This window comes from Komagataeibacter oboediens, from assembly GCF_003207815.1.
GTDB lineage: Bacteria > Pseudomonadota > Alphaproteobacteria > Acetobacterales > Acetobacteraceae > Komagataeibacter > Komagataeibacter oboediens.
Map to the genome: position 1 here is coordinate 155128 of NZ_NKTX01000001.1, position 25808 is coordinate 180935.

The 25808-nt window shown below is 64.5% G+C and carries 21 protein-coding genes and 1 riboswitch; of the genes, 18 read left to right on the forward strand and 3 right to left on the reverse strand.

Translation table 11 applies throughout. The annotated features are described in order from the left end of the window. Positions 1–34 precede the first annotated feature (34 nt). From CFR80_RS00685 to htpG, 7 genes are all read left to right on the forward strand, one after another. Positions 35–3961 carry a cellulose synthase subunit BcsC-related outer membrane protein gene (locus CFR80_RS00685; RefSeq protein WP_258367709.1) on the forward strand — a complete coding sequence of 1309 codons (3927 nt, stop codon included), beginning with the start codon at positions 35–37 and terminating at the stop codon, positions 3959–3961. Next, positions 3961–4431 (forward strand): cellulose synthase operon protein D, encoded by a 471-nt coding sequence (locus CFR80_RS00690; protein ID WP_010513886.1) that lies wholly within the window; start codon positions 3961–3963, stop codon positions 4429–4431. The genes CFR80_RS00685 and CFR80_RS00690 overlap by 1 nt, the downstream gene beginning before the upstream one ends. 224 nt (positions 4432–4655) lie before the next feature. Then, the gene (locus CFR80_RS00695; protein ID WP_110507015.1) at positions 4656–6857 is read left to right on the forward strand and encodes a beta-glucosidase; all 2202 of its coding nucleotides are present in this window, start codon (positions 4656–4658) and stop codon (positions 6855–6857) included. An 8-nt stretch (positions 6858–6865) separates the two neighbouring features. After that, positions 6866–7537: a hypothetical protein gene (locus CFR80_RS00700; RefSeq protein WP_010513883.1), complete on the forward strand. Its 672-nt coding sequence runs from the start codon at positions 6866–6868 to the stop codon at positions 7535–7537. Between the two features lie 205 nt (positions 7538–7742). Further along, positions 7743–8201, forward strand: coding sequence for a cupin domain-containing protein (locus CFR80_RS00705; RefSeq protein WP_110507016.1), 459 nt, complete (start codon positions 7743–7745; stop codon positions 8199–8201). Then, the gene (locus CFR80_RS00710) at positions 8198–8827 is read left to right on the forward strand and encodes an NUDIX hydrolase (RefSeq protein WP_010513881.1); all 630 of its coding nucleotides are present in this window, start codon (positions 8198–8200) and stop codon (positions 8825–8827) included. Before CFR80_RS00705 ends, CFR80_RS00710 begins: the two co-directional genes overlap by 4 nt. A 96-nt stretch (positions 8828–8923) precedes the next feature. After that, positions 8924–10810, forward strand: coding sequence for a molecular chaperone HtpG (gene htpG / locus CFR80_RS00715; RefSeq protein WP_010513879.1), 1887 nt, complete (start codon positions 8924–8926; stop codon positions 10808–10810). Between the two features lie 90 nt (positions 10811–10900). On the opposite strand, the gene CFR80_RS00720 is transcribed toward htpG, so the two are convergent. Beyond that, positions 10901–11740, reverse strand: a complete 840-nt coding sequence (locus tag CFR80_RS00720) for a class I SAM-dependent methyltransferase (RefSeq protein WP_010513878.1) — start codon at positions 11738–11740, stop codon at positions 10901–10903. Between the two features lie 80 nt (positions 11741–11820). Next, a riboswitch (FMN riboswitch) is annotated at positions 11821–11967 on the reverse strand. A 208-nt stretch (positions 11968–12175) separates the two neighbouring features. Here CFR80_RS00720 and mtnA point away from each other — a divergent pair. The 3 genes from mtnA to CFR80_RS00735 all read left to right on the forward strand — a co-directional run bounded on the left by mtnA (position 12176) and on the right by CFR80_RS00735 (position 16114). Continuing rightward, positions 12176–13267 (forward strand): S-methyl-5-thioribose-1-phosphate isomerase, encoded by a 1092-nt coding sequence (gene mtnA, locus CFR80_RS00725; RefSeq protein ID WP_110507051.1) that lies wholly within the window; start codon positions 12176–12178, stop codon positions 13265–13267. Between the two features lie 136 nt (positions 13268–13403). Beyond that, complete coding sequence (aspS, locus tag CFR80_RS00730) at positions 13404–15200, forward strand: aspartate--tRNA ligase (RefSeq protein ID WP_110507017.1); 1797 nt, start codon at positions 13404–13406, stop codon at positions 15198–15200. A gap of 8 nt (positions 15201–15208) precedes the next feature. Further along, positions 15209–16114: an EipB family protein gene (locus tag CFR80_RS00735; protein WP_110507018.1), complete on the forward strand. Its 906-nt coding sequence runs from the start codon at positions 15209–15211 to the stop codon at positions 16112–16114. On the opposite strand, the gene CFR80_RS00740 is transcribed toward CFR80_RS00735, so the two are convergent. Both CFR80_RS00740 and CFR80_RS00745 read right to left on the reverse strand, forming a co-directional pair. Further along, on the reverse strand, positions 16089–16874 hold the full coding sequence (locus CFR80_RS00740; protein ID WP_010515601.1) for an exodeoxyribonuclease III: 786 nt from the start codon (positions 16872–16874) through the stop codon (positions 16089–16091). The genes CFR80_RS00735 and CFR80_RS00740 overlap by 26 nt on opposite strands. Next, positions 16871–17236 (reverse strand): HesB/IscA family protein, encoded by a 366-nt coding sequence (locus CFR80_RS00745; protein WP_010515602.1) that lies wholly within the window; start codon positions 17234–17236, stop codon positions 16871–16873. The genes CFR80_RS00740 and CFR80_RS00745 overlap by 4 nt, the downstream gene beginning before the upstream one ends. Before the next feature lie 127 nt (positions 17237–17363). On the opposite strand from CFR80_RS00745, the gene CFR80_RS00750 reads away from it, so the two are divergent. The 8 genes from CFR80_RS00750 (at position 17364) to serS (ending at position 25734) form a co-directional block, all read left to right on the forward strand. Beyond that, on the forward strand, positions 17364–18542 hold the full coding sequence (locus tag CFR80_RS00750; RefSeq protein WP_010515603.1) for a deoxyguanosinetriphosphate triphosphohydrolase: 1179 nt from the start codon (positions 17364–17366) through the stop codon (positions 18540–18542). A gap of 108 nt (positions 18543–18650) precedes the next feature. Next, the gene (gene argS / locus CFR80_RS00755) at positions 18651–20456 is read left to right on the forward strand and encodes an arginine--tRNA ligase (RefSeq protein ID WP_010515604.1); all 1806 of its coding nucleotides are present in this window, start codon (positions 18651–18653) and stop codon (positions 20454–20456) included. Beyond that, positions 20453–21430 carry an SPOR domain-containing protein gene (locus tag CFR80_RS00760; RefSeq protein WP_010515605.1) on the forward strand — a complete coding sequence of 326 codons (978 nt, stop codon included), beginning with the start codon at positions 20453–20455 and terminating at the stop codon, positions 21428–21430. The genes argS and CFR80_RS00760 overlap by 4 nt, the downstream gene beginning before the upstream one ends. Before the next feature lie 39 nt (positions 21431–21469). Beyond that, positions 21470–22306 (forward strand): segregation and condensation protein A, encoded by an 837-nt coding sequence (locus CFR80_RS00765; protein ID WP_010515606.1) that lies wholly within the window; start codon positions 21470–21472, stop codon positions 22304–22306. Continuing rightward, complete coding sequence (gene scpB, locus CFR80_RS00770) at positions 22306–22980, forward strand: SMC-Scp complex subunit ScpB (RefSeq protein WP_010515607.1); 675 nt, start codon at positions 22306–22308, stop codon at positions 22978–22980. Before CFR80_RS00765 ends, scpB begins: the two co-directional genes overlap by 1 nt. Before the next feature lie 90 nt (positions 22981–23070). Next, positions 23071–23643: a Sec-independent protein translocase protein TatB gene (tatB, locus tag CFR80_RS00775; RefSeq protein ID WP_010515608.1), complete on the forward strand. Its 573-nt coding sequence runs from the start codon at positions 23071–23073 to the stop codon at positions 23641–23643. 7 nt (positions 23644–23650) lie between these two features. Beyond that, positions 23651–24463, forward strand: a complete 813-nt coding sequence (gene tatC / locus CFR80_RS00780; RefSeq protein ID WP_010515609.1) for a twin-arginine translocase subunit TatC — start codon at positions 23651–23653, stop codon at positions 24461–24463. After that, entirely contained in the window at positions 24463–25734 is a 1272-nt protein-coding gene (gene serS / locus CFR80_RS00785) for a serine--tRNA ligase (protein ID WP_010515610.1), read from the forward strand. The genes tatC and serS overlap by 1 nt, the downstream gene beginning before the upstream one ends. Positions 25735–25808: the final 74 nt, after the last annotated feature.

Below are 25808 nucleotides of genomic sequence, written 5' to 3' on the forward strand. Positions count from 1 at the left end.
TCTTTTCGCTTTCTGCCGGCCTGCTTGCCAGCAGTTGCATGAGCGCGATAATGCCTGTCCGGTCGCCCGCGCGCAGCAGGCGTCCACCGCCATGACCGGCGCGCAGGCCACCGGGGGAACTGCCGCGCCACGGCAGATCCTGTTGCAGCAGGCGCGTTTCTGGTTGCAGCAGCAGCAGTATGACAATGCCCGGCAGGCATTGCAGAATGCGCAGCGGATCGCTCCGGATGCCCCCGACGTGCTGGAAGTGCAGGGGGAATACCAGACGGCCATGGGCAACCGTGAAGCGGCAGCCGATACCTTGCGCCACCTGCAGGAAGTGGCACCGGGCAGTGTCGCGGCAAACAGCCTGAGCGACCTGTTGCACGAACGCTCCATCTCGACCGGCGATCTGTCACATGTGCGTTCGCTTGCGGCATCCGGTCATAGCGCGGAAGCCGTTGCCGGGTACCAGAAGCTGTTCAATGGCGGCCGGCCCCCGCATTCCCTGGCGATCGAATATTACCAGACCATGGCGGGTGTCCCGGCGGACTGGGACCAGGCGCGTGCGGGCCTTGCGGGTCTTGTGGCGGCCAATCCGCAGGACTACCGGGCACAGCTCGCCTTTGCACAGACGCTGACATATAACACCTCGACCCGTATGGAGGGGCTGGCGCGACTGAAGGACCTGCAGGGGTTCCGCACGCAGGCCCCCGTCGAGGCCGCCGCCGCCGCCCAGTCCTATCGGCAGACATTGAGCTGGCTGCCCGTCACGGCCGAGACGCAGCCGCTCATGCAGCAGTGGCTGACGGCGCATCCCGATGATACGGCGCTAAAGGAGCACATGCTTCATCCGCCGGGTGGTCCGCCGGACAAGGCCGGGCTGGCGCGTCAGGCAGGCTTCCAGCAGCTTAATTCCGGACGCCTGTCCGCGGCCGAGCAGTCATTCCAGTCCGCGCTACAGATCAATTCCCATGATGCGGATTCGCTGGGTGGGATGGGGCTGGTCAGCATGCGTCAGGGTGATGCGGCTGAAGCGCGTCGTTATTTTCAGGAAGCGATGGCTGCGGACCCCAAGACGGCTGACCGCTGGCGCCCCGCGCTGGCGGGGATGGAAATCAGCGGTGACTATGCGGCTGTCCGCCAGCTGATCGCAGCCCATCAGTACACCGAAGCCAAGCAGCGCCTGACATCGCTGGCGCGTCAGCCGGGACAGTTCACCGGTGCGACCCTGATGCTGGCGGACCTGCAGCGCACGACCGGGCAGATCGATGCATCTGAACAGGAATATCGGTCCGTTCTGGCGCGAGATCCCAACAACCAGCTGGCCCTGATGGGGCTGGCGCGGGTGGACATGGCGCAGGGCAACACAGCGGAAGCCCGTCAGCTGCTGTCGCGCGTCGGGCCGCAATATGCCACGGAAGTTGGCGAGATCGAGGTGACGGGCCTGATGGCCGCGGCATCGCACACGTCGGACTCGGCGCGCAAGGTTGCCATTCTGCGTGAAGCCATGACGCAGGCCCCGCGCGATCCGTGGGTGCGCATCAACCTGGCCAATGCCCTGCAGCAGCAGGGTGACGTGGCGGAAGCCGGGAGGGTCATGCAGCCGATCCTGGCCAATCCGGTTACGGCGCAGGACCGGCAGGCGGGTATCCTGTATACCTATGGCGCCGGCAATGACGCGGCGACCCGTCGCCTGCTGTCCGGGCTGTCCCCCGAGGATTATTCGCCGGCCATCCGTTCGATTGCCGAGGAAATGCAGATCAAGGAAGATCTGGCCAGCCGTCTGTCGATGGTGCCAAATCCGGTTCCCCTGATCCGTGAAGCGCTTGCCCCGCCTGACCCGACCGGCGCGCGCGGCGTGGCCGTGGCAGACCTGTTCCGCCAGCGTGGTGACATGATCCATGCCCGCATGGCCCTGCGTATCGCCTCGACCCGTACGATTGACCTGTCGCCGGACCAGCGACTGGCCTACGCCACCGAATACATGAAGATCAGCAACCCGGTTGCCGCCGCCCGCCTGCTTGCGCCGCTGGGCGATGGTAGCGGAAGCGGAGCAGGCAATGCGCTGCTGCCGGAACAGCAGCAGACGCTCCAGCAGCTGCGCATGGGCATTGCCGTGGCGCAGTCCGACCTGCTGAACCAGCGTGGCGATCAGGCGCAGGCGTATGATCACCTGGCCCCGGCGCTGCGGGCGGATCCGGAGGCGACATCGCCCAAACTGGCGCTGGCCCGGCTGTATAACGGCGAAGGCAAATCCAGCAAGGCACTGGACATCGACCTGGCAGTACTGCGCCATAACCCGCAGGATCTTGATGCCCGGCAGGCCGCCGTGCAGGCCGCGGTCAATAGTGGCCGCAAGAGCCTGGCCACCCATCTGGCGATGGACGGCGTACAGGAAAGCCCGATGGATGCCCGCGCATGGCTGGGCATGGCCGTGGCCGATCAGGCGGATGGACATGGGCATCGGACCATTGCCGACCTGCGCCGGGCGTATGACCTGCGCCTGCAGCAGGTCGAGGGGTCCCGCTCTGCCTTCGGCCCTGCAGCGACCGAGGAAGATGCGCTGGCGCCACCTTCCAGCAACCCGTTCCGCCACCATGGCTACGGGCGGCAGACGGAACTTGGCGCGCCGGTCACGGGTGGGTCCTACAGCATGGAAGCGACCTCACCCGAGGCTGCGGACCAGATGCTGTCTTCCATTTCCGGGCAGATCAATACCCTGCGTGAAAATCTTGCCCCGTCCATTGACGGTGGTCTCGGGTTCCGGTCGCGTTCGGGTGAACACGGCATGGGCCGCCTGACGGAAGCCAACATTCCCATCGTCGGGCGCCTGCCGCTGCAGGCCGGTGAATCCAGCCTGACCTTCTCGATCACGCCAACCATGATCTGGTCGGGTGACCTGAATGCCGGTTCGGTTTATGACGTGCCCCGTTACGGCACCAATATGGCGACGGAGGCGTACAACCAGTACGTCAATTCCTTGAGCCAGAACAACAGCAGCAGCAGCCTGCGGACCCAGCAGATTCAGGGCGGGCAGGGTGAAGCGGGCTTTGCGCCGGATGTGCAGTTCAGCAATAGCTGGGTGCGGGCGGATGTCGGCGCATCGCCGATCGGCTTCCCCATCACCAATGTGCTGGGCGGGGTCGAATTCTCGCCACGTGTCGGGCCGGTGACGTTCCGTGTCAGTGCCGAGCGCCGTTCGATCACCAACAGCGTCCTGTCCTATGGCGGCCTGCGTGATCCGAACTACAATTCGGCCCTGGGCCGTTACGCGCTGAACCATTATGGCAGCCAGCTTGCGTCGCAGTGGGGGCAGGAATGGGGTGGTGTCGTGACCAACCACTTCCATGGCCAGGTCGAGGCGACGCTGGGCAATACCATCCTGTATGGTGGCGGTGGCTATGCGATCCAGACCGGTAAGAACACGCGGAGTAATAACGAGCGTGAGGCCGGTATCGGCGCCAATACACTTGTGTGGCACAACGCCAACATGCTGGTGCGGATCGGTGTCAGCCTGACCTATTTCGGTTATGCCAACAATCAGGACTTCTATACTTATGGGCAGGGTGGCTACTTCTCGCCCCAGTCCTATTACTCAGCTACCGTTCCGATCCGTTACGCCGGGCAGCACAAGCGACTGGACTGGGATGTGACCGGCAGCGTGGGCTATCAGGTGTTCCACGAACACTCTTCCCCATTCTTCCCGACATCCTCGCTCTTGCAGTCGGGGGCCCAGTACATTGCCGACTCGTATATGCAGAATGCGACGGCCTCGGATTATCTGTCAGAGGAAACGGTAGACAGGGCCTATTATCCCGGGGATAGTATCGCTAGTCTTACGGGCGGCTTCAATGCTAGGGTAGGGTATCGATTTACACACAATCTTCGTCTTGATCTGTCGGGGCGCTGGCAGAAGGCCGGTAACTGGACTGAAAGCGGCGCCATGATTTCCGTACACTATCTTATTATGGACCAGTAATGACAACTTTCAACGCAAAACCGGACTTCTCGCTTTTCCTGCAGGCCCTGTCGTGGGAAATCGACGATCAGGCCGGGATCGAGGTCAGGAATGACCTGCTGCGCGAGGTCGGCCGCGGCATGGCTGGTCGACTGCAGCCGCCCCTGTGCAACACCATCCACCAGCTGCAGATCGAACTGAATGCCCTGCTGGGCATGATCAACTGGGGATATGTGAAGCTGGAACTGCTGGCGGAAGAACAGGCCATGCGCATCGTGCATGAAGACCTGCCGCAGGTTGGCAGTGCAGGTGAACCCTCGGGCACCTGGCTGGCCCCGGTGCTGGAAGGGCTGTACGGCCGCTGGATCACGTCGCAGCCGGGTGCGTTTGGTGATTATGTCGTCACCCGCGATGTGGATGCGGAAGACCTGAATTCCGTCCCGACCCAGACCATCATCCTGTACATGCGTACCCGCAGCAACAGCAACTGACCGGACCTGTCCGGGCCGCGCTGTTGCCGCATGACCCCGCCCACAGGCATGTATATGGCCTGCCGGCGGGGTTTTTTTACACCTGCTGGCCCAATTTCTCGTCCTGCCTTGCGCTAGATCATGCGGATTGCAGGACGGGTGTTTCAGTAATTATGACCACAGCGGGCGGGACCGTCCGGCTCGTATCCCTGCTGTCCTGACCATTATGATGAGGAAGCCGCCGCATGAAGCTGTCCCGCAAGATATTCCTGCTGTCCGCCGTGGCGTGCGGCATGATGGTGGCGCATGACGCCGCCCATGCAGCGCATCATGCCCCGGGTGATCCGGCCGATGAAAAGGCACGTCAGGTGCTGGCGCATATGAGCCCTGAAGACAAGATGTCCCTGCTGTTCAGCGTTGACGGTGGTGGGTTCAATGGCAGCGTCGCCCCGCCGGGCGGCCTTGGTTCGGCGGCGTATCTGCGTGCGCCTGCGGGGTCGGGCCTGCCGGACCTGCAGATTTCGGATGCGGGGCTTGGCATCCGCAACCCGGCCCATATCCGTAAGGACGGGGCGGCGGTTTCCCTGCCATCGGGGCTGTCCACCGCCAGTTCGTGGGACATGGACATGGCGCGTGAGGCCGGGGCCATGATCGGCCGCGAAGCGTGGCAGAGCGGCTTCAACGTCCTGCTGGGCGGCGGGGCGGACCTGACCCGTGACCCGCGCGGTGGCCGCAATTTCGAATATGCAGGCGAGGATCCGCTGCAGACCGGGCGCATGGTCGGCAGCACCATTGCGGGCGTGCAGTCACAGCATGTGATTTCCACCCTCAAGCATTACGCGATGAACGATCTCGAGACATCACGCATGACCATGAGTGCGGATATCGACCCTGTGGCCATGCGTGAAAGTGACCTGCTGGGCTTCGAGATCGCGCTGGAAACCGGGCATCCCGGTTCGGTCATGTGTTCGTATAACCGCGTGAACGACCTGTATGCGTGTGAAAACCCGTACCTGCTGAACACGACGCTGAAGCAGGACTGGCATTATCCCGGCTTCGTCATGTCCGACTGGGGGGCCACCCATTCCTCCGCCCGTGCGGCGCTGGCCGGTCTGGATCAGGAATCGGCGGGCGACCATGCTGATGCGCGTCCCTATTTCCAGGCGCTACTGGCGGCCGATGTGAAGGCGGGTCGCGTGCCGCAGTCGCGTATTGATGACATGGCGCAACGTATTGTCCGTTCCCTGTTCGCGCAGGGGCTGGTTGACCATCCGCCGCGGCGTGCGCCGCTGGATGTCGTGACCGACACCCTTGTCGCCCAGCGTGACGAGGAAGAAGGCGCGGTCCTGCTTCGCAACGAAGGCAACGTCCTGCCGCTGTCCCCCACCGCGCGCATTGCGGTCATTGGCGGTCATGCGGATGTGGGCGTGATTTCGGGTGGCGGGTCCAGCCAGGTCGATCCCATCGGGGGTGAGGTCGTCAAGGGACCGGGCAAGAAGGACTGGCCGGGCGATCCGGTCTATTTCCCGTCCAGCCCGCTGAAGGCCATGCGGGCCGAGGCCCCGTCTGCGCACATTACCTATGATCCGGGCACGAATATCGCAGCCGCCGTCCGTGCCGCGCGCGCCGCCGATGTCGCCGTCGTGTATGCCACCCAGTTCACCTTTGAAGGGATGGACGCGCCGAACATGCATCTGGATGGCAATGCGGATGCGCTGATCGCCGCCGTTGCGGCCGCCAACCCGCGCACCGTGGTGGTCATGGAAACCGGCGATCCGGTGCTGATGCCGTGGAACAGCAGCGTGGCGGGCGTGCTGGAGGCATGGTTCCCCGGTTCCGGTGGCGGCACGGCCATCGCACGGCTGCTGTTTGGCAAGGTCGCGCCGTCGGGCCATCTGACCATGACCTTCCCGCAGGCTGAATCCCAGCTTGCCCATCCTGACATCGCGGGTGTAACCGCCAACAACGTGTTCGAGATGCAGTTCCATACCGATCAGGAACTGGTGTACGATGAAGGTAGCGATGTCGGTTACCGCTGGTTCGACCGCAATCACCTCAAGCCGCTCTATCCGTTCGGCTATGGCCTGACCTACACCACCTTCGCCACCGACGGGCTGGCGGCGGGGTATCACCACAAGCAGCTTACGGTGACGTTCAACGTGCGCAATACCGGCACGCGTCCGGGTGTGGATGTGCCGCAGGTCTATGTCGGTCTGCCCGATGGTGGCGCGCGCAGGCTGGGGGGCTGGCAGCGCGTGACGCTGGCACCGGGCGAAAGCCGCCAGGTCTCGGTGCAGGTCGATCCGCGCCTGTTGGCCCATTTTGATGGCAGGCATGACCGGTGGGCCATTCCTTCGGGCCGCTTCCGGGTCTGGCTGGGCACGTCGGCCGTGGATGACAGCCAGCAGGTCAGCGTGCATCTGCCCGCGCGCACGCTGGCGCCCTGAGGCACGGGGTGAAACGTTTCCTGCTGGCCGCCGTGGGGCTGTCGGGCGTAGGCATCCTGCCTGCTTCCGGTGGCTGCCTGGCGGCGGGCCTGCCTGATACCGCACTGGATCGTGCCCGTGTGCTGCTGGCGGTGCAGGAACTGGAAATTACCCTGCTGACCCATCCCAGCGCGACTGTGGCGCTGGAGGACTGGTGCGCCAGCCACCACATGGCCGACAGGCCGGTGGTGGTTGCACGCAAGATGATCCCTACCGGGCCCGATCCCGTACCCGCACGCGTACGGGCTGACCTTGGGGCCAGTGCCACACAGCCCATACGCCACCGGCAGGTGCAGCTTGTCTGCGGCACCCATGTGCTGTCGGTCGCCGACAACTGGTATGTGCCCGACCGGCTGACGGCGGATATGAACGCCACGCTGGACGGGACCGACGCGGCATTCGGGCATGTGGTTGCGGGCCTGCATTTTTCACGTGACCGGCTGGAATTCACCCGGCTGTGGTCACCGTGGCCCGGGAGCCCGCATGACACGGCGGGAGTGATCACACCGCCTGCGCAGATCGTGCGCCAGCGCGCGGTACTGCGCGATGCGCGTGGCCAGCCCTTTAGCGAGGTGGTGGAGACCTATACGGACCAGACCCTGTCGTTCATGCCCGCAATGGATGCGGATTACGCGCATTAGGCTGGTATTGTGGTGGCAGTTTTTCATATAATCCATTGATAAGAAATGATAAAATTATTTGGACGTCACCTTTTTTCAAAAAGGCGATGTTTCCCGAAGCGTTCTGAAACCGGATTTCCGCAAACTTCGTGATGATTGCCGGATGGTGTCCGGGCGGACTATTTCAAATAGTCTCAAAGCCTTATGACCGGAGCAAGAATTCACCATGATCGACCTGCGTGATCCCTCCACCCCACCGGAAAGCGTGCGGCAGGCGCTGGGCCTGCAGCCCCATCCCGAAGGCGGAAGCTACCGCGAGATATGGCGTGATACCCCGGCCGATGGTCCGCGTGGCGCGGTATCCACCATCATGTTCCTGCTGGCGGCGGGGGAGCGGTCGCACTGGCACCGGGTTGACGCGGCGGAAATCTGGTGCTGGCAGGGGGGCAGTCCGCTGGTGCTGGAAATCGCCCCGCGTGCCGACGGTCCGATTGAACGTGTCACCATTGGCCCGCTGCCGGAACAGGGGCAGGTGATGCAGGCCGTGGTGCCGGCGGGCGCCTGGCAGGCGGCATTCCCGGAAGGAGCGTGGAGCCTGACGGGCTGCCAGGTCGCGCCGGCGTTTGTATTCAGCAGCTTCGAACTGGCCCCGCCGGGCTGGTCACCACAGGGAGAGGCAGAATGACATTCCCCAAATGGCTGGTCTGGGCGCGGGACCTGCAGGCACTGGCCCAGAGCGGCCTGACCTATGCCGAAAGCCCCTTTGACCGTGAGCGGTATGAAAGCATAAGGCAGATCGCAGCCGAGATGATGGCGGCAGGCAGCGCAGCCGACATGGAGCGGGTGCTGGACCTGTTCACCCGACAGGACGGGTACGCCACGCCCAAGATCGTGGTGCGGGCCGCCGTGTTTGATGAACGCCAGCGGATCCTGCTGGTACGCGAAGTGCTGGACCATGACCGCTGGACGTTGCCCGGAGGCTGGGCGGACGTGAACCTCAGCCCGGTGGAAAACACGGTCAAGGAAGTGCGTGAGGAAAGCGGGTATGATGTCCGTGTTACCCGGCTTGCCGCCGTGTGGGACCGCGACCGGCAGGGCCATCCGCCCGCGCCGTTTTCATGCTACACGCTGTATTTCATATGCGAACTGACCGGCGGGCAGGCACAGACCAGTGTCGAGACATCGGAAATCGGCTGGTTCGGCCCCGATGAAATCCCTGCGGACCTGTCCCTGGGCCGCGTCCTGCCACAGCAGATCGCCCGCATGTTCGACCATGTCCGCAACCCTGGACTGCCGACGGATTTTGACTGAGCGGTCCCGCACGCAGGCCATTGAAAACGCCGCGAAGATTTCCATATTCATTACAAATTGAAACCTGATGGCATTTCACGGACATAGGGACCGGCAATGACGGAACACACAACGACAACCCCGCCCGAAGCAACGGGTGAACAGCATGAATTCAGCGCCGAGGTCGGCCGCCTGCTCGACCTTGTGGTGCATGCGCTTTATTCCGAGCGCGAGATCTTCCTGCGTGAACTGGTGGCAAATGCGGCGGACGCCACCGACAAGCGCCGGTTCGAGGCGCTGACCGATGGCGCGCGTGCGCTGCCCGATGATGCGAAGATCCGCATCAACCCCGACAAGGACGCCCGCCTGCTGACCATAAGTGATGATGGCGCGGGTATGAGCAAGGAAGACCTTGCCCGCAACCTTGGCACCATCGCGCGTTCCGGCACCCGTGCCTTTGGCGAGGAACTGGCCAATGCAAAGCCCGAGGACAAGCCAAGCCTGATCGGGCAGTTCGGCGTGGGCTTCTATGCCGCGTTCATGGTGGCGGATCGGGTGGACGTGATCTCGCGTCGCGCGGGCAGTGATGAAGCCTGGCGCTGGTCCTCCACTGGCAAGGGCAACTACACGATCAGCCCGGCGACCCGTGATAAGGCAGGCACCGACATCATCCTGCACATCAAGGAAGATGCGAATGATTTCCTTGATTCATGGCAGCTTGAAACCATCGTGCGCAAATGGGCCGACCACATTTCGTGGCCGATCACCATCGTCAAGGATGATGGGGAAGAGGCTTCGGCCAACAAGGGTACGGCGCTGTGGCGCAAGCCGCGTGGCGAGATTGATGAAGAACAGCTGAACGAGTTCTATCGCCACGTCAGCCACAACTTCGATACGCCATGGGCCACCCTGCACTGGCATGCCGAGGGGATGCTGGAATTCTCGGCCCTGCTGTTCATTCCCGGCAGCAAGCCGTTCGAATTCGCCGAACCGGTGCGTGAAAGCCAGATCCGGCTGCATGTCCGCCGTATGTTCATCACCGATGATGCGGGCCTGCTGCCGCCGTGGCTGCGTTTTGTGACCGGTGTGGTGGATACCGAGGACCTGCCGCTGAACGTCTCGCGCGAAATGCTGCAGGCGACGCCGGTGCTTGCGCGCATTCGCAAGGCGGTGACCAACCGCGTGATCTCGGAACTCAAGACACGGTCCAAGGACGAAGCGGATTTCGAGAAGTTCTGGGACAATTTCGGCCCGACCTTCAAGGAAGGCATCTGGGACGACGCCGAACACCGCACGGAACTGGCCGCCATCGCGCGCTTCAGGTCCAGCACGCAGGACGGCTGGACCACGCTGGATGCGTATCTGGAGCGCAAGAAGCCCGAGCAGGAAGCCATTTACTACCTGACTGGCGACCGCACGGAAATGCTGCCGTCCTCGCCGCAGCTTGAAGGCTTCCGCGCCCGCGGGATCGAGGTGCTGCTGCTGTCCGATCCGGTGGATTCCTTCTGGCCTGACCGCCTGGGCGTGTACAAGGACACGCCGCTGCGCAATATCAGCCAGTTCCAGACCGATCTGGAAAAGTTCGGCGCGCCGGAGGAAACGCAGGCTGAAAAGGACACGCTGGAGGTCGTCCTTCCTGCGCTGAAGGACGCACTGGGTGACGCGGTATCGGATGTGAAGGGCACCAACCGCCTGGTCAACAGCGCCGTGGTGCTGGCAGCCCCCGAATCCGGGCCGGACCTGCAGATGATCCGGCTTATGAAGCGTAGCGGCCAGCAGGTGCCCGATACGGCGCCGGTGCTGCAGGTCAACCCCGCACACCCGCTGATCGCGGATCTTGCGACCCGCGTGAAGAATGGCGACCCGGTGCAGGATATTGCCCTGACGCTTATGGACATGGCCCGTATCCAGGATGGCGAAAGCCCGAAGGATCCGACCGGCTTTGCCCAGCGCCTGACCACGATCCTGACCCGCCTGCCGCTGTCCGACGGTCCGCAGGGCTGATCCCGCGCGATTCTGTCAGACCGGACCGGATTGTCCCGCCATGCATCCGCATGGCGGGACAGTTTCGTTATGGAGACAGGAAACGCGATTTCAGTCTTTTGTATCAAGCCTGTGGTGTGGGCCGGGTGCCGCATTCGGCTTCATGGCCACAAGGACCAGCATGGGCGGGCGCCGCACGGTATCTTCCAGATCGGGACGGTCGCGCAGTAGGTCTGCTGCGGGTTGCGGTTCGGCCAGGTGCCGGAGCTGAAAGCCCGCATCCAGTAGGGTGTTGACGTAGGTTTCCATCGTGCGGTGGTATTTTATGACCCCGTCCACAAACCATGACGTACTGCGCGCGCCCTGCTGCTGATAGTGGTCGAGTGGCCAGTGCAGCTTGTGGCCGTCCGCATTGTGTATCCAGCCTATGGGGTTGGCGGTGCAGACGGGGTGCTCCACTGAAAAGACAAGCAGTCCGCCGGGCCTGAGGCTGTCGAAAACGCGGCGGACTACGGCTGCGTAATCCGCGATGTAATGCAGGGCGAGGGAGCAGACCACGAGGTCAAATACCGCGGGCTGCACCGCATGGTCCTCGATGGAGCCATGGATATAGGTGATGGCCGCGTCGTGCGTCAGTGCGCGTGCGGCTTCGATCATTTTCAGCGATACATCCAGTGCGGTGACCGTGGCCGCGCCGCGTTCGCGGGCGTAACGGGCAAAATCCCCGAACCCGCATCCAAGGTCGAGTACGGCCCTGCCATGCAGGTCGGGCAGCAGGGCGCGTATCGCCGGGATTTCCAGCGCACCGTTCAGCCCCGTGTCCTTTTCGCGCAGGGTGCGGTATCCGTCAAAAAAACGCGGATTGTCATAAATGTTCTGGGGGGACGGCGTTGCCGTGTCTTTTACCTCGCCCGGTGGCGGGGAATCATGGTAATCGGGTGTTGATGTCATGATGGATGTCTCCCTTGGTGGACCCGGTGGTCATCCAAGGCGATCACGGACGGGCACGGACCCGCAGGGGCCGTGCAGCCGCCAGTTCTCTTTTATCCGGACTGTCACCGTCGGCCCTGGCATTGCACCAGATCTGCTGACCCCGGCCCGAAGGCCGGGCGCTCGCGGGCTTCAGGCCGCAGCCTGTTACCGCCGGTAGGGACTTTCACCCCGCCCTGAGAACACAGGCGATCAGGATAAAGGCGGGGCCGTATCTGGCGCAAGCCTGTGGAACCGTCCGTGATCCGGTTGTATGATGGACGATGACCGCGGGACTGGCGGCCTGCCGGTGTAAAAAAGCGATGTATCGGGGGCGGGGGCTTGAATAACAGCCTGCTGAATGTTTCCTTACGCCCCTTTTGTGTGTTCTGGTTTTTGGATGGCGGCAAGTATTATATGAAAATTGATAACGTCTCTTATCGCAGCGTATGGGTAGATGCGGATGATGGCTGGTCGGTCCATATCTTTGACCAGACCCGTCTGCCCTGGTCGCTTGATATCCTGCGCCTGACTGAACGCGACCAGGTGGCGCACGCCATCCGCAGCATGCAGGTGCGTGGCGCGCCGCTGATCGGTGCGGTCGCGGCCTATGGTCTGGCGCTGGCATTGCGGTACGATAGCAGTGACGCCGCCATGGAACGTGATGCGGCGCTGCTTGCGGCCACCCGGCCCACGGCGGTCAACCTGGCCTGGGCGATCCGGCGCATGCTGACGCGCCTGCGCCAGACCGCACCCGCGGACCGTGTGGCGGCGGCATATGACGAAGCCGGGCGCATCTGTGATGAAGACGTGATCCAGAATGAAGCCATCGGGCGGCAGGGCCTTGAACTGATCGAGGAGATCGCAGCCCGCCGTCCCGGCCCGGTCAACATCATGACCCACTGCAACGCGGGCTGGATCGCGACGGTGGACTGGGGCACCGCACTTGCGCCGATCTACATGGCGCATGACCGTGGCATTGACGTGCATGTCTGGGTGGATGAAACGCGCCCGCGCAATCAGGGCGCATCCCTGACGGCATGGGAACTGGGCCGCCACGGGGTGAAGCATACCGTCATTGCCGATAACGCCGGTGGTCACCTGATGCAGCATGGTCAGGTGGACATGGTGATCGTGGGCACCGACCGTGTGACCCGCACGGGCGACGTGGCCAACAAGATCGGCACGTATCTCAAGGCGCTGGCGGCGCATGACAATGGCGTGCCCTTCTGGGTGGCGCTGCCGTCCACCACCATCGACTGGTCCATTAGCGATGGTGTGAAGGAAATCCCCATCGAGGAACGTAGCGGCCGTGAAGTCACCCACATTCAGGGGCGTGACGAAGGTGGCGCCGTGACGGCCGTACAGCTTGTGCCCGATGGCAGCACCGCCGCCAATCCGGCATTTGACGTCACGCCCGCGCGGCTTGTGACCGGGCTGATTACCGAACGTGGCCGCTGCCCCGCAACGGCGGACGGATTGTGCGACCTGTTCCCCGAATACGTGTAGACTGCGGCCCCGCAGGCCGGGGCTGTTCACCTATAACCTTGACAGGCGCGGGCGGGATTGGCTTTGTCGCGCCTGCAACCGGGTGTGGTCCCTTCAGGGCGCATCCCCCAAAATCTGGTAGAATCAGGACAAGATCATGCATCCCTATCGTACCCATAGCTGTGCGGCCCTGCGGGCAGCCGACGCCGGGCAGACGGCCCGCCTTTCCGGATGGGTACACTCCAAGCGCGATCATGGCGGCCTGCTGTTCATTGACCTGCGTGACCATTTCGGCATGACGCAGATTGTGATCCCCGCGGGTTCCCCCGTGCTGGAAACGGCGGAACGCGTACGCGTGGAAAGCGTGCTGACGGTCACGGGCGAAGTCGTGCTGCGTGATGGCGCGACCAAGAACCCGAACCTGCCCACCGGTGAGATCGAACTGCGCGCGCGTGAGATCGAGGTCCAGTCCAGCGCCGACGTACTGCCGCTGCAGGTGGCGGGCAACGAACATTACCCCGAGGACCTGCGCCTGACCTACCGCTACATCGACCTGCGGCGTGAGAAGGTGCATCGCAACATCATGCTGCGCGCGCAGGTGATTGCCAGCCTGCGCAGGCGGATGACGGATCTGGGCTTCGTGGAATTCCAGACCCCGATCCTGACCGCGTCCTCGCCCGAGGGCGCGCGCGACTTCCTCGTGCCCGCGCGCATGCATCCGGGCAAGTTCTATGCCCTGCCGCAGGCCCCGCAGCAGTTCAAGCAGCTGGCGATGGTCGCCGGCTTTGACCGGTATTTCCAGATTGCACCGTGCTTCCGCGACGAAGCCGCTCGTGCCGACCGTTCCCCCGGTGAGTTCTACCAGCTTGATTTCGAAATGGCGTTCGCGACACAGGAAGACGTGTTCGCAACCCTTGAGCCGGTGATGGAAGGCGTGTTCCGCGAATTCGGCGGTGGCCGCATTGTAAGCGAAGGGCCGTTCGAGCGGATTCCCTACGCCACGGCCATGGAAGTCTATGGCAGCGACAAGCCCGACCTGCGTAACCCGCTGAAGCTGTCGGACGTGACCGACGCCTTCGCCGGTTCCGGCTTCGGCCTGTTTGCGCGTATCGCAGCCGATGGCGGGCAGGTTCGTGCCATTCCCGCCCCCGGCGCAGGTGACCGCCCGCGTGCGTTCTTTGACAAGCTGAATAACTGGGCGCGCGAATCCGGCGCTGGTGGTCTGGGCTACATCATCTTCGCCGAAGAAGGTGGCAAGGGTCCGATCGCCAAGAACCTCGAGGCCGACCGGATCGAGGCCATCCGTGCGAAAACGGGTCTGAAGGCGGGGGATGCCGTGTTCTTCGTGGCCGGCAAGGGTGATGAAATGGTCAAGTTCTCGGGCGCCGTGCGCACGCGCGTCGCGACCGAACTGGACCTGATCGAACAGAACGCCTTCCGCTTCTGCTGGATTACGGATTTCCCGATGTACGAGCGCAACGAGGAAACGGGTGAGATCGATTTCTCCCACAACCCGTTCTCCATGCCGCAGGGTGGCATGGATGCGCTGCAGAACCAGGACCCGCTGACCATCAAGGCCTTCCAGTACGATATCGTGTGTAACGGGATCGAACTGTCCTCAGGCGCGATCCGTAACCACCAGCCCGACGTGATGATCCGCGCTTTCGAGATCGCGGGCTATCCGGCAGGCGAGGTCGAGGCCCGCTTCGGCGGCATGCTTAACGCCTTCCGTTATGGCGCGCCGCCGCATGGCGGCTCGGCCCCGGGCGTGGACCGTATCGTGATGCTGCTGGCGGATGAGCCGAACATCCGCGAGGTGATCCTGTTCCCGCTCAACCAGCAGGGCGAGGATCTGATGATGGGTGCGCCCGCGCCGGTCGAGCCGCAGCGGCTGAAGGAACTCTCGCTCGCCCTCGACCTGTCGCGCCCCAAGCCCGGCCAGGCCAAGAACTGAGTGGCGTGATGCCAGCCGATGCACCTGCCGCCCCGATGCCCCGTGCCGCGCAGCACGGGGTGCCGGTGGGGCGGTGCGTGATGGTGGGCATGACGCTGGCGTGCCTGTGGCGCAGCATGCCGGTGCAGGCGGCCCCGGCCATGGCTGCGCACCGTGCGGTCTATGACCTGACGCTGGTGGCGGTCAGTGGCGGCGACGTTGTCACGGCGGAGGGCAGGCTGACCTTCGTCCTGTCTGACATGTGTTCGGAATGGTCCTCGCAGCAGCAGCTTCATCTGCGCACCGTGGGGCGTGACGGGGCGGAATCGGTCAGTGATTCGGATTATGCCGTGCTGGAGGAAAAGGACGGTTCATCCCTCGTGTTCCGTGCCGACCAGACGGAAAACGGACAGCCCGCCCCCCGTATCGCGGGGGAGGCCCATATGCGCCCTACCGGTGGGAAGGTGCATTACACCGCCCCCGTGGCCCATGACGTGACACTGCCTGCCGGGACGCTGTTTCCCGTTGCGCATACGGCGGCAATCATTCAGGCAGGACAGGACGGGCGGGGACAGATCGCGCCTTTCCTGTTTGACGGCACGGTGGATACCGGGGCGCTGGGGACCTATGTGCTGCTGCTGGGGCGCGATACGCAGCCGGTGGCGGGTATGTTCCCCGCCCTTGCCACGCTTGCGGCGCAGCGGGTGCATGTCGCCTATTACAATCCCACCACCCGTGACATGACCCCGGTGTTCGAGACGGGCATGCGCTATTTCAGCAATGGCGTAGCCGACCGGGTTGACATGGATTTCGGGCAGTTTCGCATGTCGGGCACATTGCGCGAATTCCGGCTGCTGCCGGTGCCCGACCACTGCCCGGTGCCCGGTGTGGCACCGGGGCATGGTGGTGTCAGCCCGTCGCATCCGCCAGCGTAACCACCATCGGCACATGGTCGGATGGCTGCGGTTTGCCCCGTTCGTCACGGGCAGGCAGGGCTGTCAGCAGCCGTTCGGCCACGCGGGGGGATAGCAGGGCATGGTCGATGCGCAGACCGCTGTCGCGTTGCCATGCCGCCGCCTGATAATCCCAGAATGTATAGAACCGCCCCACAGGGTGCAGCGCACGCAGCGCATCGGTCAGCCCCAGCCAGAGCAGGCGGCGGAAGGCGGCGCGGCTCTGCGGGCGGACCAGGGCGTCATCGGGGGACAGTGCGCCGGGGGCGCAGTCCTCATCGGTGGGGCAGACGTTGTAATCGCCCAGCAGGACAAAATCCTGTCCGGCCTGCAGCATGCCATGTGCGTGGAGCGCCAGCGCCTCCATGAACGCCAGCTTGGAGTCGTAGCCAGCACTGCCGCCGGAATTGCCGTTGGGCAGGTACAGGTTGCCAAACACCAGCCCGCAGCTGCGGATTTCCACATAGCGTGCCTGTGCCGGGTCGGTTTCCCAGCCGGGCAGGGCGGTATGCGTGATGTCATGCGCGTGACGGGTCAGGATGGCGACGCCGTTATAGCTTTTCTGTCCCACCACGATGCTGTCGTAGCCCGCTGTCTTGAACACATCGACGGGAAAGACCTCGGTCTGGCACTTGATTTCCTGCAGCGCCAGCACGTCGGGCTGCTCGCGGGCCAGATAGTCCAGCACATGGTCCTGACGCTGGCGGATGGAATTGACGTTCCAGGTGGCGAATTTCATCATTCGACCGAAAAGCTCGTGCCACATCCGCATGATGACGCGGCATTGGGATTGCGCACGGTAAAGTGCGCGCCCATCAGGCTGTCATCAAAATGCAGTTCAGCCCCGCTCAGCAGGTCCATGCTGGCCGGATCGACCACCACGCGGACCGTTCCGGCCGGGATCACGATATCATCAGGCCGGCTTTCATGATCCAGCGCGAATTTGTACTGGAACCCGTTGCACCCCCCGGCCTCGACCGATACCCGCAGCGCGGGTTCCCCGGTGGGCGAGGCAGGCTGTTCATCCAGTATTTCACGCAGGCGGCGGGCCGCCGCGTCCGATACGCGGAAGCTGTCGGTGGACGGGGTGGGGGGCATGGACATCGGGTTTCACCATGATCAATGGCACGCAACCCTGAGGGACCATGTTGGCCACGGGCGGCGCGCGGGTTATGGATGGGCGGCGGCATCATCACGTGCCGTTCCATCCATGGCTGGATCCTGACCTTATATGAGCACTGCACCCTATGCTGTCCAGACCGCCACGGCCCGTGGCAGGCTCTATCCCGAAGCCGAGGCCCCGACCCGCAGCCCGTGGCAGCGCGACCGCGACCGGGTGCTGCATTCGGCGGGGTTTCGCACGCTGCAGTACAAGACGCAGGTCTTCCTCAACCATGAAGGCGATTTTTTTCGCACCCGCCTGACCCATTCGCTGGAAGTGGCGCAGGTCGCCCGCTCCATCGCGCGCAGGCTGGGGCTGGAGGAAGACCTGACCGAGGGCCTGGCGCTGGCCCATGACCTTGGCCACACCCCCTTTGGCCATGCGGGGGAAGAAGCGCTGTCCACTGCCATGAAGCCATGGGGCGGGTTCGACCACAACACGCAGTCCCTGCGGCTGGTGACGTTGCTGGAACGGCGGTATTTCGCCTTTGATGGCCTGAACCTGACATGGGAAATGCTCGAGGGGCTGGCCAAGCATAACGGACCGGTGGACCATCCCACGCCCTATGTGGCGGATTACGCCGCCCGGCACGGTCTGGAACTGGGCAGCTATGCCTCGGCGGAGGCACAGGTCGCGGCCCTGTCCGATGATATCGCCTACCACGCCCACGACCTTGATGACGGCCTGCGCGCGGGCCTGCTGCATATCGAGGATCTGGAAACCCTGCCCGTCGTGCGTGAGGCGCTGGCGGATGCGCGCGCAGCACAGCAGCAGGCTGGCTGCCATGCCGGCAATAACGATCCCCGCCTGCGGCATGAAACCATCCGGCGCGTGATCAACACGCTGGCCATGGACCTGATCGGCCAGACCCAGCGCAACCTTGAATGCCTGACCCCGACCTGTTCCGATGACATCCGCCACGCCGCCCGTCCCGTGGTGGCATACAGCCCGGAAATTGCCGCCGCCAATCTGGAAATCCGCAAATTCCTGTATGCGCGGCTGTACCGGCACTGGCGGGTCAACCGCATGACGCGCAAGGCGCGGCTGACGGTCGAATCGATTTTCGCCATCCTGTCGGAAAACATGACCCTGCTGCCCGATGGTACGCGGGAGCCGGCACTTGCCGCGCGCGATGGTGGTGACAGGGCAGGTGCATGCCGCGTGGTGGCGGATTATATTGCCGGGATGACCGATCGCTGTGCGATGGAAGAATATCGACGGTTGACGGACCTGTCCTCGCCGGGGTGAAACACGCCCATCGCATTTATCCGATTGCCTGCCGTTCTGGTATCACGGCAGGCCCGTCCTGCCGGGCCTGAGGGTCCGTTTACTGTTTTTGTTGGGAAACCGTGCCGCATGTCAGACAGTCTGTTCGTCCGTTACCTTACGCATGTGCGCGCAGCACTGGGCCGGATCGTGCCCGACCTGCCGCCTGCGCTGCTGGACCGGGTGGAGGTCACCCCCACCCGTGACCCGGCCCATGGCGACCTGGCGACCAATGCGGCGCTGGTCGTGTCCAAGGCGGCACGGCGCCGCCCGGCGGAGATCGCGGGTGAACTGGTGGCGGCGCTGGCGGATGTGCCCGGCATCGCACATGCGGAAGTGGCGGGCCCCGGTTTCGTCAACATGCGTCTGGCGCCCGCCGTGTGGCAGGACGTGGCGCGCAACGTCCTGAAGGTGGGTGAGGATTACGGCACCAGCACCGCGGGACGTGGCGTGAAGGTGAATGTGGAATACGTGTCCGCCAACCCCACCGGGCCGATGCATGTGGGCCACTGCCGTGGGGCCGTGGTGGGGGACGTGCTGGCCAACCTGCTGATCAAGGCGGGCTACGACGTCACGAAGGAATATTACATCAACGACGCCGGGGCGCAGGTCATCGCCCTGGCATGGGCGACCTACTGGCGGTACCTGCAGGCGCTGGGCACGACCGTGACCGAGGACGAATTCGCCGCTGTCGTGCCCGGTGGCGCGATCCAGTATGGCGGCGACTATCTTGTGCCGGTGGGCGAGGCGCTGGCCCGCGAACATGGCGACCGTCTGGCCGCCCCCGGCCTGAAGCCCGCCGATCCTGCCGTATGGCTGGAGACGGTGAAGCGCGAGGCGGTCGATACCATGATGGCCATGATCCGCGAGGATCTGGCGGCCCTTGGCGTGCATCATGATGTCTTCACCAGCGAGGCGAAGATCCTTGCCGACGGGGAAACCGACCGCGCCATAGCGGAGCTGGAAAAGAAGGGCCTGATCTACGAAGGCGTTCTGGAACCGCCCAAGGGCAAGCTGCCCGATGACTGGGAAGCGCGGCCGCAGACGCTGTTCCGCTCCACCGAGTTCGGGGATGACGTGGACCGTCCGCTGCGCAAGTCCGATGGGTCGAACACCTATTTCGCCAACGATATCGGTTATCATGCCGATAAGATCCGCCGCGGCGCCGATGTGCTGGTGGATGTATGGGGGGCGGACCACGGCGGCTACGTCACCCGCATGAAGGCGGCGGTTTCGGCGCTGGCGACGGACGGGCGGCCGGTGCTGGATGTGCTGCTGTGCCAGATCGTGCGTATCGTGCGCGACGGGCAGCCGGTGCGCATGTCCAAGCGTGCGGGCACCTTCGTCACCCTGCGCGATCTGATTGATGAAGTCGGGCGCGACGCCGTACGCTTTACCATGCTGACCCGCAAGGCGGACGCGCAGATGGAATTCGATCTGGATCAGGTCGTGGCGCAGAGCCGCGATAACCCGGTCTTCTACGTGCAGTACGCCCATGCGCGGTGCTGTTCCGTCCTGCGGTCGGCGGCGGCCATGGTCAATGAAGGAAAGATTCCGGGGGGCATCGCGCCTGCGGAACTGGCGGATGTGGACCTGTCGGGCCTGACGTCGGATGCGGAACTGGCGCTGCTGCAGCGCATGGCGCAGTGGCCGCGCATGGTCGAATCGGCGGCCAGCGCGCACGAACCGCACCGTATCGCGTTCTACCTCAATGAACTGGCGTCCGATTTCCATGCCCTGTGGAACCGTGGGCGCGATGATACGACCCTGCGTTTCCTGCAGGAAGATGATATCGCCGCCACCCGCATGAAGCTTGCCCTTGTCGAGGCCACGGCAACCGTGCTGCGATCGGGTATGAAAGTGCTCGGCGTACAGCCGGTCGAGGAGATGCGATGAGCCCTGACACCACGCCCCCCAACGTCCCCCCTGACAACAGGGGCGACAACCCGCCCGCACCCGATCCCTATGCCGCACCCAGGGGGCGGGAGCGCATGGGGGCCGATTCCAATCCCGACCTGAAGGCCGGCGCCCCCATGGAACCGGCGGATGACGTGCATACGCGTCCCGCCCGCCGCGCGGGTCGTGGTGGTTTCGATTTCAGGGCCCTGCTGTCGCGCGTGGCGGGCAGCAGCCTGCTGGGTGATGATCCGCTGACGCGCAAGCTGGTCTATGGCGCGGCGGGGCTGGGTGGCGTGCTGGTCGTGGCGATTGGCGGATGGTCGCTGTTCGGTCACCACCAGGGCGGGATTCCCGTCCTGGGGCCGCCCCCCGGCCCCGTACGCGTCAAGCCCGCCGATCCGGGCGGGATGCAGATACTGGGCGCAGGCGACGGTATGCCTGCGGATGGCGGCGTAATGCGCCTGTCCCCGCCGCCGGAACAGCCGCAGCCCGACGCCATGGCCCGCCAGTACGGACAGGTAACCGGTGAAGGGGAACCCACGTCCGCCCCGGCGCAGGCAACCCCGTCTGCCCCCCCCGCCACGCCACCAGCGGCTGAGACGCCGGCCGTCACGCCCGCGCCGCCGCCTGCCGCCCCGCAGCGGGCGGAGACGCCGGAACCGCAGGCCGAACCCGTTCAGCCCGCGGCCCTGCCGCCGCCGGTGCCCCGTGCGGCCAGTACGGGAACAGGGACGTATGGCGTGCAGCTTGCCGCCCTTGATACGCAGGAAGCGGCACTGAAAAGCTGGACCCGGCTGTCCAGCCGCTATCCCGATGTGTTCGGGCCGTACCAGCCTGCCGTGGTGAAGGCAGAACGCAACGGCAAGACCTTCTACCGCCTGCGCGTCAAGGGGCTGGCGAAGGCGCAGGCGGTCAGTCTGTGCGCAAAGGCCAGGGCAAAGAGCCTGGCGTGCGAACTGGTCCATTCCTGATCCCGCCATGGCCTGCGTTCCCGTTCCGCGGAGGGGAGGGTGAGCGGGGATAACGCCCCGCCCGCTTCCCCCACCACCGCCCCGATCGTGCATCTGGAAGGGTTCGACGGGCCGATGGACCTGCTGCTGGAACTGGCGCGGGCGCAGAAGGTGGATCTGTGGCGCATTTCCATCCTGCAACTGGTGGAGCAGTACCTGGCCGTCGTGCGCGCCGCGCGGGACATCCGGCTGGAGCAGGCAGCGGACTGGCTGGTCATGGCGGCGTGGCTGGCGTGGCTCAAGTCCCGCCTGCTGCTGCCCGAGGATGATGAGGAAGCAACCGACGCGGAGGAGGCAGCCAGCCTCCTGCATGAACGCCTGCTGGAACTGGAGCGGATGGTCCAGCTTGGCCGCTGGCTGGCGGCACGTCCGCAGCTGGGGTTGGAAGTGTTTGAACGCGGGCAGTCGGAAACGCTGGTGGAAATTGACCGCTCGGGTCTTGCGGTTGACGTGCCGCAGCTTATGCGGGGCTATATGGCGGCCATGCGCAGGCGGGCGCGCAAATCCGTCTATCAGCCGCGCGTGCTGCGGTTCTGGACCGTGCAGGACGCGCTGGCGCGGTTGCGGCGCATGCTGGGCACGCCCGACCTGAAGACGGACTGGTGCGGACTGGACGGGTTCGTGCCCGACATTCCGCTACAGGCCGACATGACGGAAACAATGGTGCAGACGGGCCGCCGCGCTGCCGTGGCGGGCACGTTGCTGGCCGGCCTTGAAATGGCGCGCAGCGGGATGATCGAACTCCAGCAGGCGGAACAGTTTGGCCGTATCTGGCTACGCGAACGGGCGGGGCTGCCGCATGACGCTGGAACAGAACCGGAAGGGGACATGGCCTGATGAACGAGACGCGACAGCCCGGGCTGCTGCCGGAAGGGGAAGCGGTCGAGACACTGGTCGAGGTGCGGGAATTCTCGCTCCGGCTGGTGGAGGCGCTGATCTTCGCCCGTGCCGATCCGCTCAGCACCCGGGCCATTGCCGAAGTGCTGGGCGCGCAGGGGGGCATACCGCATGATACCGCCGACCGGGATGCCTATGTCGCCGCCACGCTGGCGGCGCTGGCGGCGCAGTATGCGGGGCGTGGCGTCGTGCTGGTGGAAGTGGCGGGGGGATGGCAGTTCCGTACCGCCCCCGACCTTGCCCCGCGCCTGACCCGCGTCATGCCGCGCCCGCGCAGGCTTGCGCGATCGACCATGGAAACGCTGGCCATCATTGCCTATCACCAGCCCTGCACCCGTGCCGAGATCGAGGAAATCCGTGGCGTCAGCCTGAGCCAGCAGGTACTGGACACCCTGCTGGAGGCGGAACTGATCATGCCGCTGGGCCGTAAGGAAGTTCCGGGACGGCCCATCCTGTGGGGGACATCATCGGGCTTCCTGCGTCATTTCGGGCTGAAGGACCTGGGCGATCTGCCACGGCGCGAGGAACTGCTGGTGGATGTGCCCGATACCGCCGTGTCCCCCGATGCGCTCCCTGATGCGCCGGACGAGGTTCCTGACCCGTCCGCGTCGTGATAGGTGTGCAGGACATGCACGGGCGAGACGTGATGCCGGGCGGTAGCGTGCGGGTGTGCCGCGCGTGCGTGGTGGTGGAGGAAAGTGGTCATGTTCGATTTCGCGTGGTCTGAATTTGCCCTGATCGGGGTGGTGGGCCTGCTGCTGATCGGGCCCAAGGACATGCCTGTCGCCATCCGTACGGTGACCGGCCTGATCAAGAAGGCGCGCGGCCTCGCCACCGAATTCCAGTCCCATGTGGATGAAATGGTGCGTGAGGCAGACCTGACGGAAGCGCGTGACCAGCTTGGCCAGCTCAAGCGGCTGAACGTGCGCGACAAGCTGATGAAGGCGATTGACGGGGATGGCACGCTGCGGCGTTCGCTTGATCCCGCCACGCTGACGGGGACGGCGCCCGTCCCTCCTCCAGCCACGCCCGCCATGGAGAACGTGCTGCCGGAACAGAAGATTCCCTCGCGCCATTACATTCCCCCGCTATCCACTGCCGCGCCGAAGGAAGCGGATGCGGCGGTGCTGGCCAGCGCGCCCGATTTTCTTCCGCCCCGTGTCGCGCGCCGTATCGCGGCCGAACTGCCAGACCTGACCCCGCCGGCCTTCCTGCCGCCGGTCAGGGTCATTCACCGGGGGCAGCGTGTCTCCGTCACAGCCGACGGGCGGGAATAAGAACGCGATGGATGCAGGAGACGACACCCTGAATCAGGATTCGATCAACGACCAGCCCATGCCGCTGCTCGAACATCTGGTGGAACTGCGGCGCAGGCTGCTGTGGTCCATCGTGACGTTCATGGTGTGTTTTGCCGTCTGTTACTATTATTCGGAACAGATCTATTTCTTCCTGGCCAAGCCTCTGGGCGACATCATGCGCCAGAAGGGGGAACAGCCGCACCTGATCTATACCGCGCTGTATGAAGCCTTCTTCACCTATATGAAGGTCGCCTTTTTCGGTGCGGCCTGCCTGTCGTTTCCCATGGTGGCGGTGCAGGCGTGGATATTCATAGCGCCCGGGCTGTACCGCAGCGAAAAACGCGCATTCGCGCCCTTCCTGGTCGCGACGCCCATCATGTTCGCCATGGGGGCGGCGCTGGCGTACTATTTCATCTTTCCCGCTGCGTGGAAGTTCTTCCTGTCGTTCCAGACGGCGGACGGGCAGGACGGGCTGCAGATCGAACTGCAGGCCAAGGTGTCGGAATACCTGACACTGGTCATGAAGCTGATCCTGGCGTTCGGCATGGCGTTTGAACTGCCCGTGGTGCTGACGCTCATGGCGCGGGTGGGGCTGGTGACATCGAAGGGGCTGGCAAAGGTGCGGCGCTATGCCTATGTCGGCGCGTTCGTGGCCGCCGCCATCCTGACGCCGCCCGACGTGATTACCCAGACCGGTCTGGCCGTGCCGCTGATCGGGCTGTACGAGGTTTCCATTTTCTGCGCCCGCCTTGTCGAGCCGCGCAACCCGCCTGAAGACGACACCGAGGAGACTACCTGATGCACGACCTGCGCGCGCTTCGCGCCGATCCCGACGGTTTTGACGCCGACCTGAAGCGGCGGGGCGAGCCTGCCGTGGCGCAGGCGCTGCTGCTGCTGGATCATGACCGCCGCGCGGCTGAAACCGCATTGCAGGAACTGCAGGCGCGACGGAAGCAGATTTCCAAGGAAATCGGCATGATGCGCAAATCCGGCGCGGACACTTCCGCGCTGGAAGCGGAAGTGGCTGGTGCCAAGGCCCGGATGGAGGAACTGCAGACCCGCGCCGATGATCTGGACAGCCAGATCCGTGGCACGCTGGAACGCCTGCCCAACCGCCTGGACGCCGGCGTGCCCGAAGGGGCCGATGAAAGCGCGAACGTGGAGGTGCACCAGAACGGCACGCCACGTGAATTCCCCTTTGCCCCGCGTGAGCATTTCGAACTGGGCGAAGCGCTGGGCATGATGGATTTCGAGACTGCGTCCCGCCTGTCGGGCGCGCGGTTCGTGGTGCTGCGTGGTCAGCTTGCGCGGCTGGAGCGTGCGCTGGGCCAGTTCATGCTGGACCTGCACACCAGCGAAAACGGCTACGAGGAAACCGCCGTGCCCGTCCTGGTCAATAACGATGCGATGTACGGCACCGACAAGCTGCCCAAATTCGCCGACCAGTCCTTCCGCACCGAAGATGGCCGCTGGCTGATCCCCACGGCTGAAGTGCCGCTGACAGCCAGTGTCGCGGGCCAGATCCTGCCGGGTGCCGTGCTGCCGCGCCGTCTTGTCGCCCTGTCATCATGCTTCCGCAGCGAGGCCGGGGCCGCGGGCCGCGACACGCGCGGCATGCTGCGCCAGCACCAGTTCCAGAAGGTGGAGATGGTTTCCATCACCACACCGGAGGAGAGTGACGCCGAGCATGAGCGCATGACCCGCTGTGCGGAAATGGTGCTGGAAAAGCTGGGCATTCCTTACCGCCGCATGCTGCTGTGCGCGGGCGATACCGGTTTTGGCGCGGCAAAGACCTTTGACCTTGAGGCCTGGCTGCCGGGGCAGAAGGCATGGCGCGAAATCTCGTCATGTTCCACCACGCGCGATTTTCAGGCCCGTCGTATGAACGCACGCTACCGTCTGGCGGAAGGCAAGCCCGCCTTTGTCCATACCCTGAACGGGTCTGGCCTGGCTGTAGGCCGCACGCTGATCGCAGTGATGGAAAATTACCAGAACGCGGATGGCAGCATCACCGTGCCCGACGTGCTGCGTCCATATATGGGTGGTGTCGAGGTCATCCGCGCGGCCTGATCCCCATGGGGCGGGCGTGCAGGTCACGCCCGTCCTGTCGGGCTGCATGCGATCGGCACGATGCTGGATCACTG

Bases quoted from the DNA above. Each gene is read 5' to 3' on its own strand.
- CFR80_RS00690 (WP_010513886.1), top strand. From the start codon at position 3,961: ATGACAACTTTCAACGCAAAACCGGACTTCTCGCTTTTCCTGCAGGCC.
- CFR80_RS00695 (WP_110507015.1), top strand. From the start codon at position 4,656: ATGAAGCTGTCCCGCAAGATATTCCTGCTGTCCGCCGTGGCGTGCGGC.
- CFR80_RS00705 (WP_110507016.1), top strand. From the start codon at position 7,743: ATGATCGACCTGCGTGATCCCTCCACCCCACCGGAAAGCGTGCGGCAG.
- CFR80_RS00710 (WP_010513881.1), top strand. From the start codon at position 8,198: ATGACATTCCCCAAATGGCTGGTCTGGGCGCGGGACCTGCAGGCACTG.
- htpG (WP_010513879.1), top strand. From the start codon at position 8,924: ATGACGGAACACACAACGACAACCCCGCCCGAAGCAACGGGTGAACAG.
- CFR80_RS00720 (WP_010513878.1), bottom strand. From the start codon at position 11,740: ATGACATCAACACCCGATTACCATGATTCCCCGCCACCGGGCGAGGTA.
- mtnA (WP_110507051.1), top strand. From the start codon at position 12,176: ATGAAAATTGATAACGTCTCTTATCGCAGCGTATGGGTAGATGCGGAT.
- aspS (WP_110507017.1), top strand. From the start codon at position 13,404: ATGCATCCCTATCGTACCCATAGCTGTGCGGCCCTGCGGGCAGCCGAC.
- CFR80_RS00735 (WP_110507018.1), top strand. From the start codon at position 15,209: ATGCCAGCCGATGCACCTGCCGCCCCGATGCCCCGTGCCGCGCAGCAC.
- CFR80_RS00740 (WP_010515601.1), bottom strand. From the start codon at position 16,874: ATGATGAAATTCGCCACCTGGAACGTCAATTCCATCCGCCAGCGTCAG.
- CFR80_RS00745 (WP_010515602.1), bottom strand. From the start codon at position 17,236: ATGTCCATGCCCCCCACCCCGTCCACCGACAGCTTCCGCGTATCGGAC.
- CFR80_RS00750 (WP_010515603.1), top strand. From the start codon at position 17,364: ATGAGCACTGCACCCTATGCTGTCCAGACCGCCACGGCCCGTGGCAGG.
- argS (WP_010515604.1), top strand. From the start codon at position 18,651: ATGTCAGACAGTCTGTTCGTCCGTTACCTTACGCATGTGCGCGCAGCA.
- CFR80_RS00760 (WP_010515605.1), top strand. From the start codon at position 20,453: ATGAGCCCTGACACCACGCCCCCCAACGTCCCCCCTGACAACAGGGGC.
- scpB (WP_010515607.1), top strand. From the start codon at position 22,306: ATGAACGAGACGCGACAGCCCGGGCTGCTGCCGGAAGGGGAAGCGGTC.
- tatB (WP_010515608.1), top strand. From the start codon at position 23,071: ATGTTCGATTTCGCGTGGTCTGAATTTGCCCTGATCGGGGTGGTGGGC.
- tatC (WP_010515609.1), top strand. From the start codon at position 23,651: ATGGATGCAGGAGACGACACCCTGAATCAGGATTCGATCAACGACCAG.
- serS (WP_010515610.1), top strand. From the start codon at position 24,463: ATGCACGACCTGCGCGCGCTTCGCGCCGATCCCGACGGTTTTGACGCC.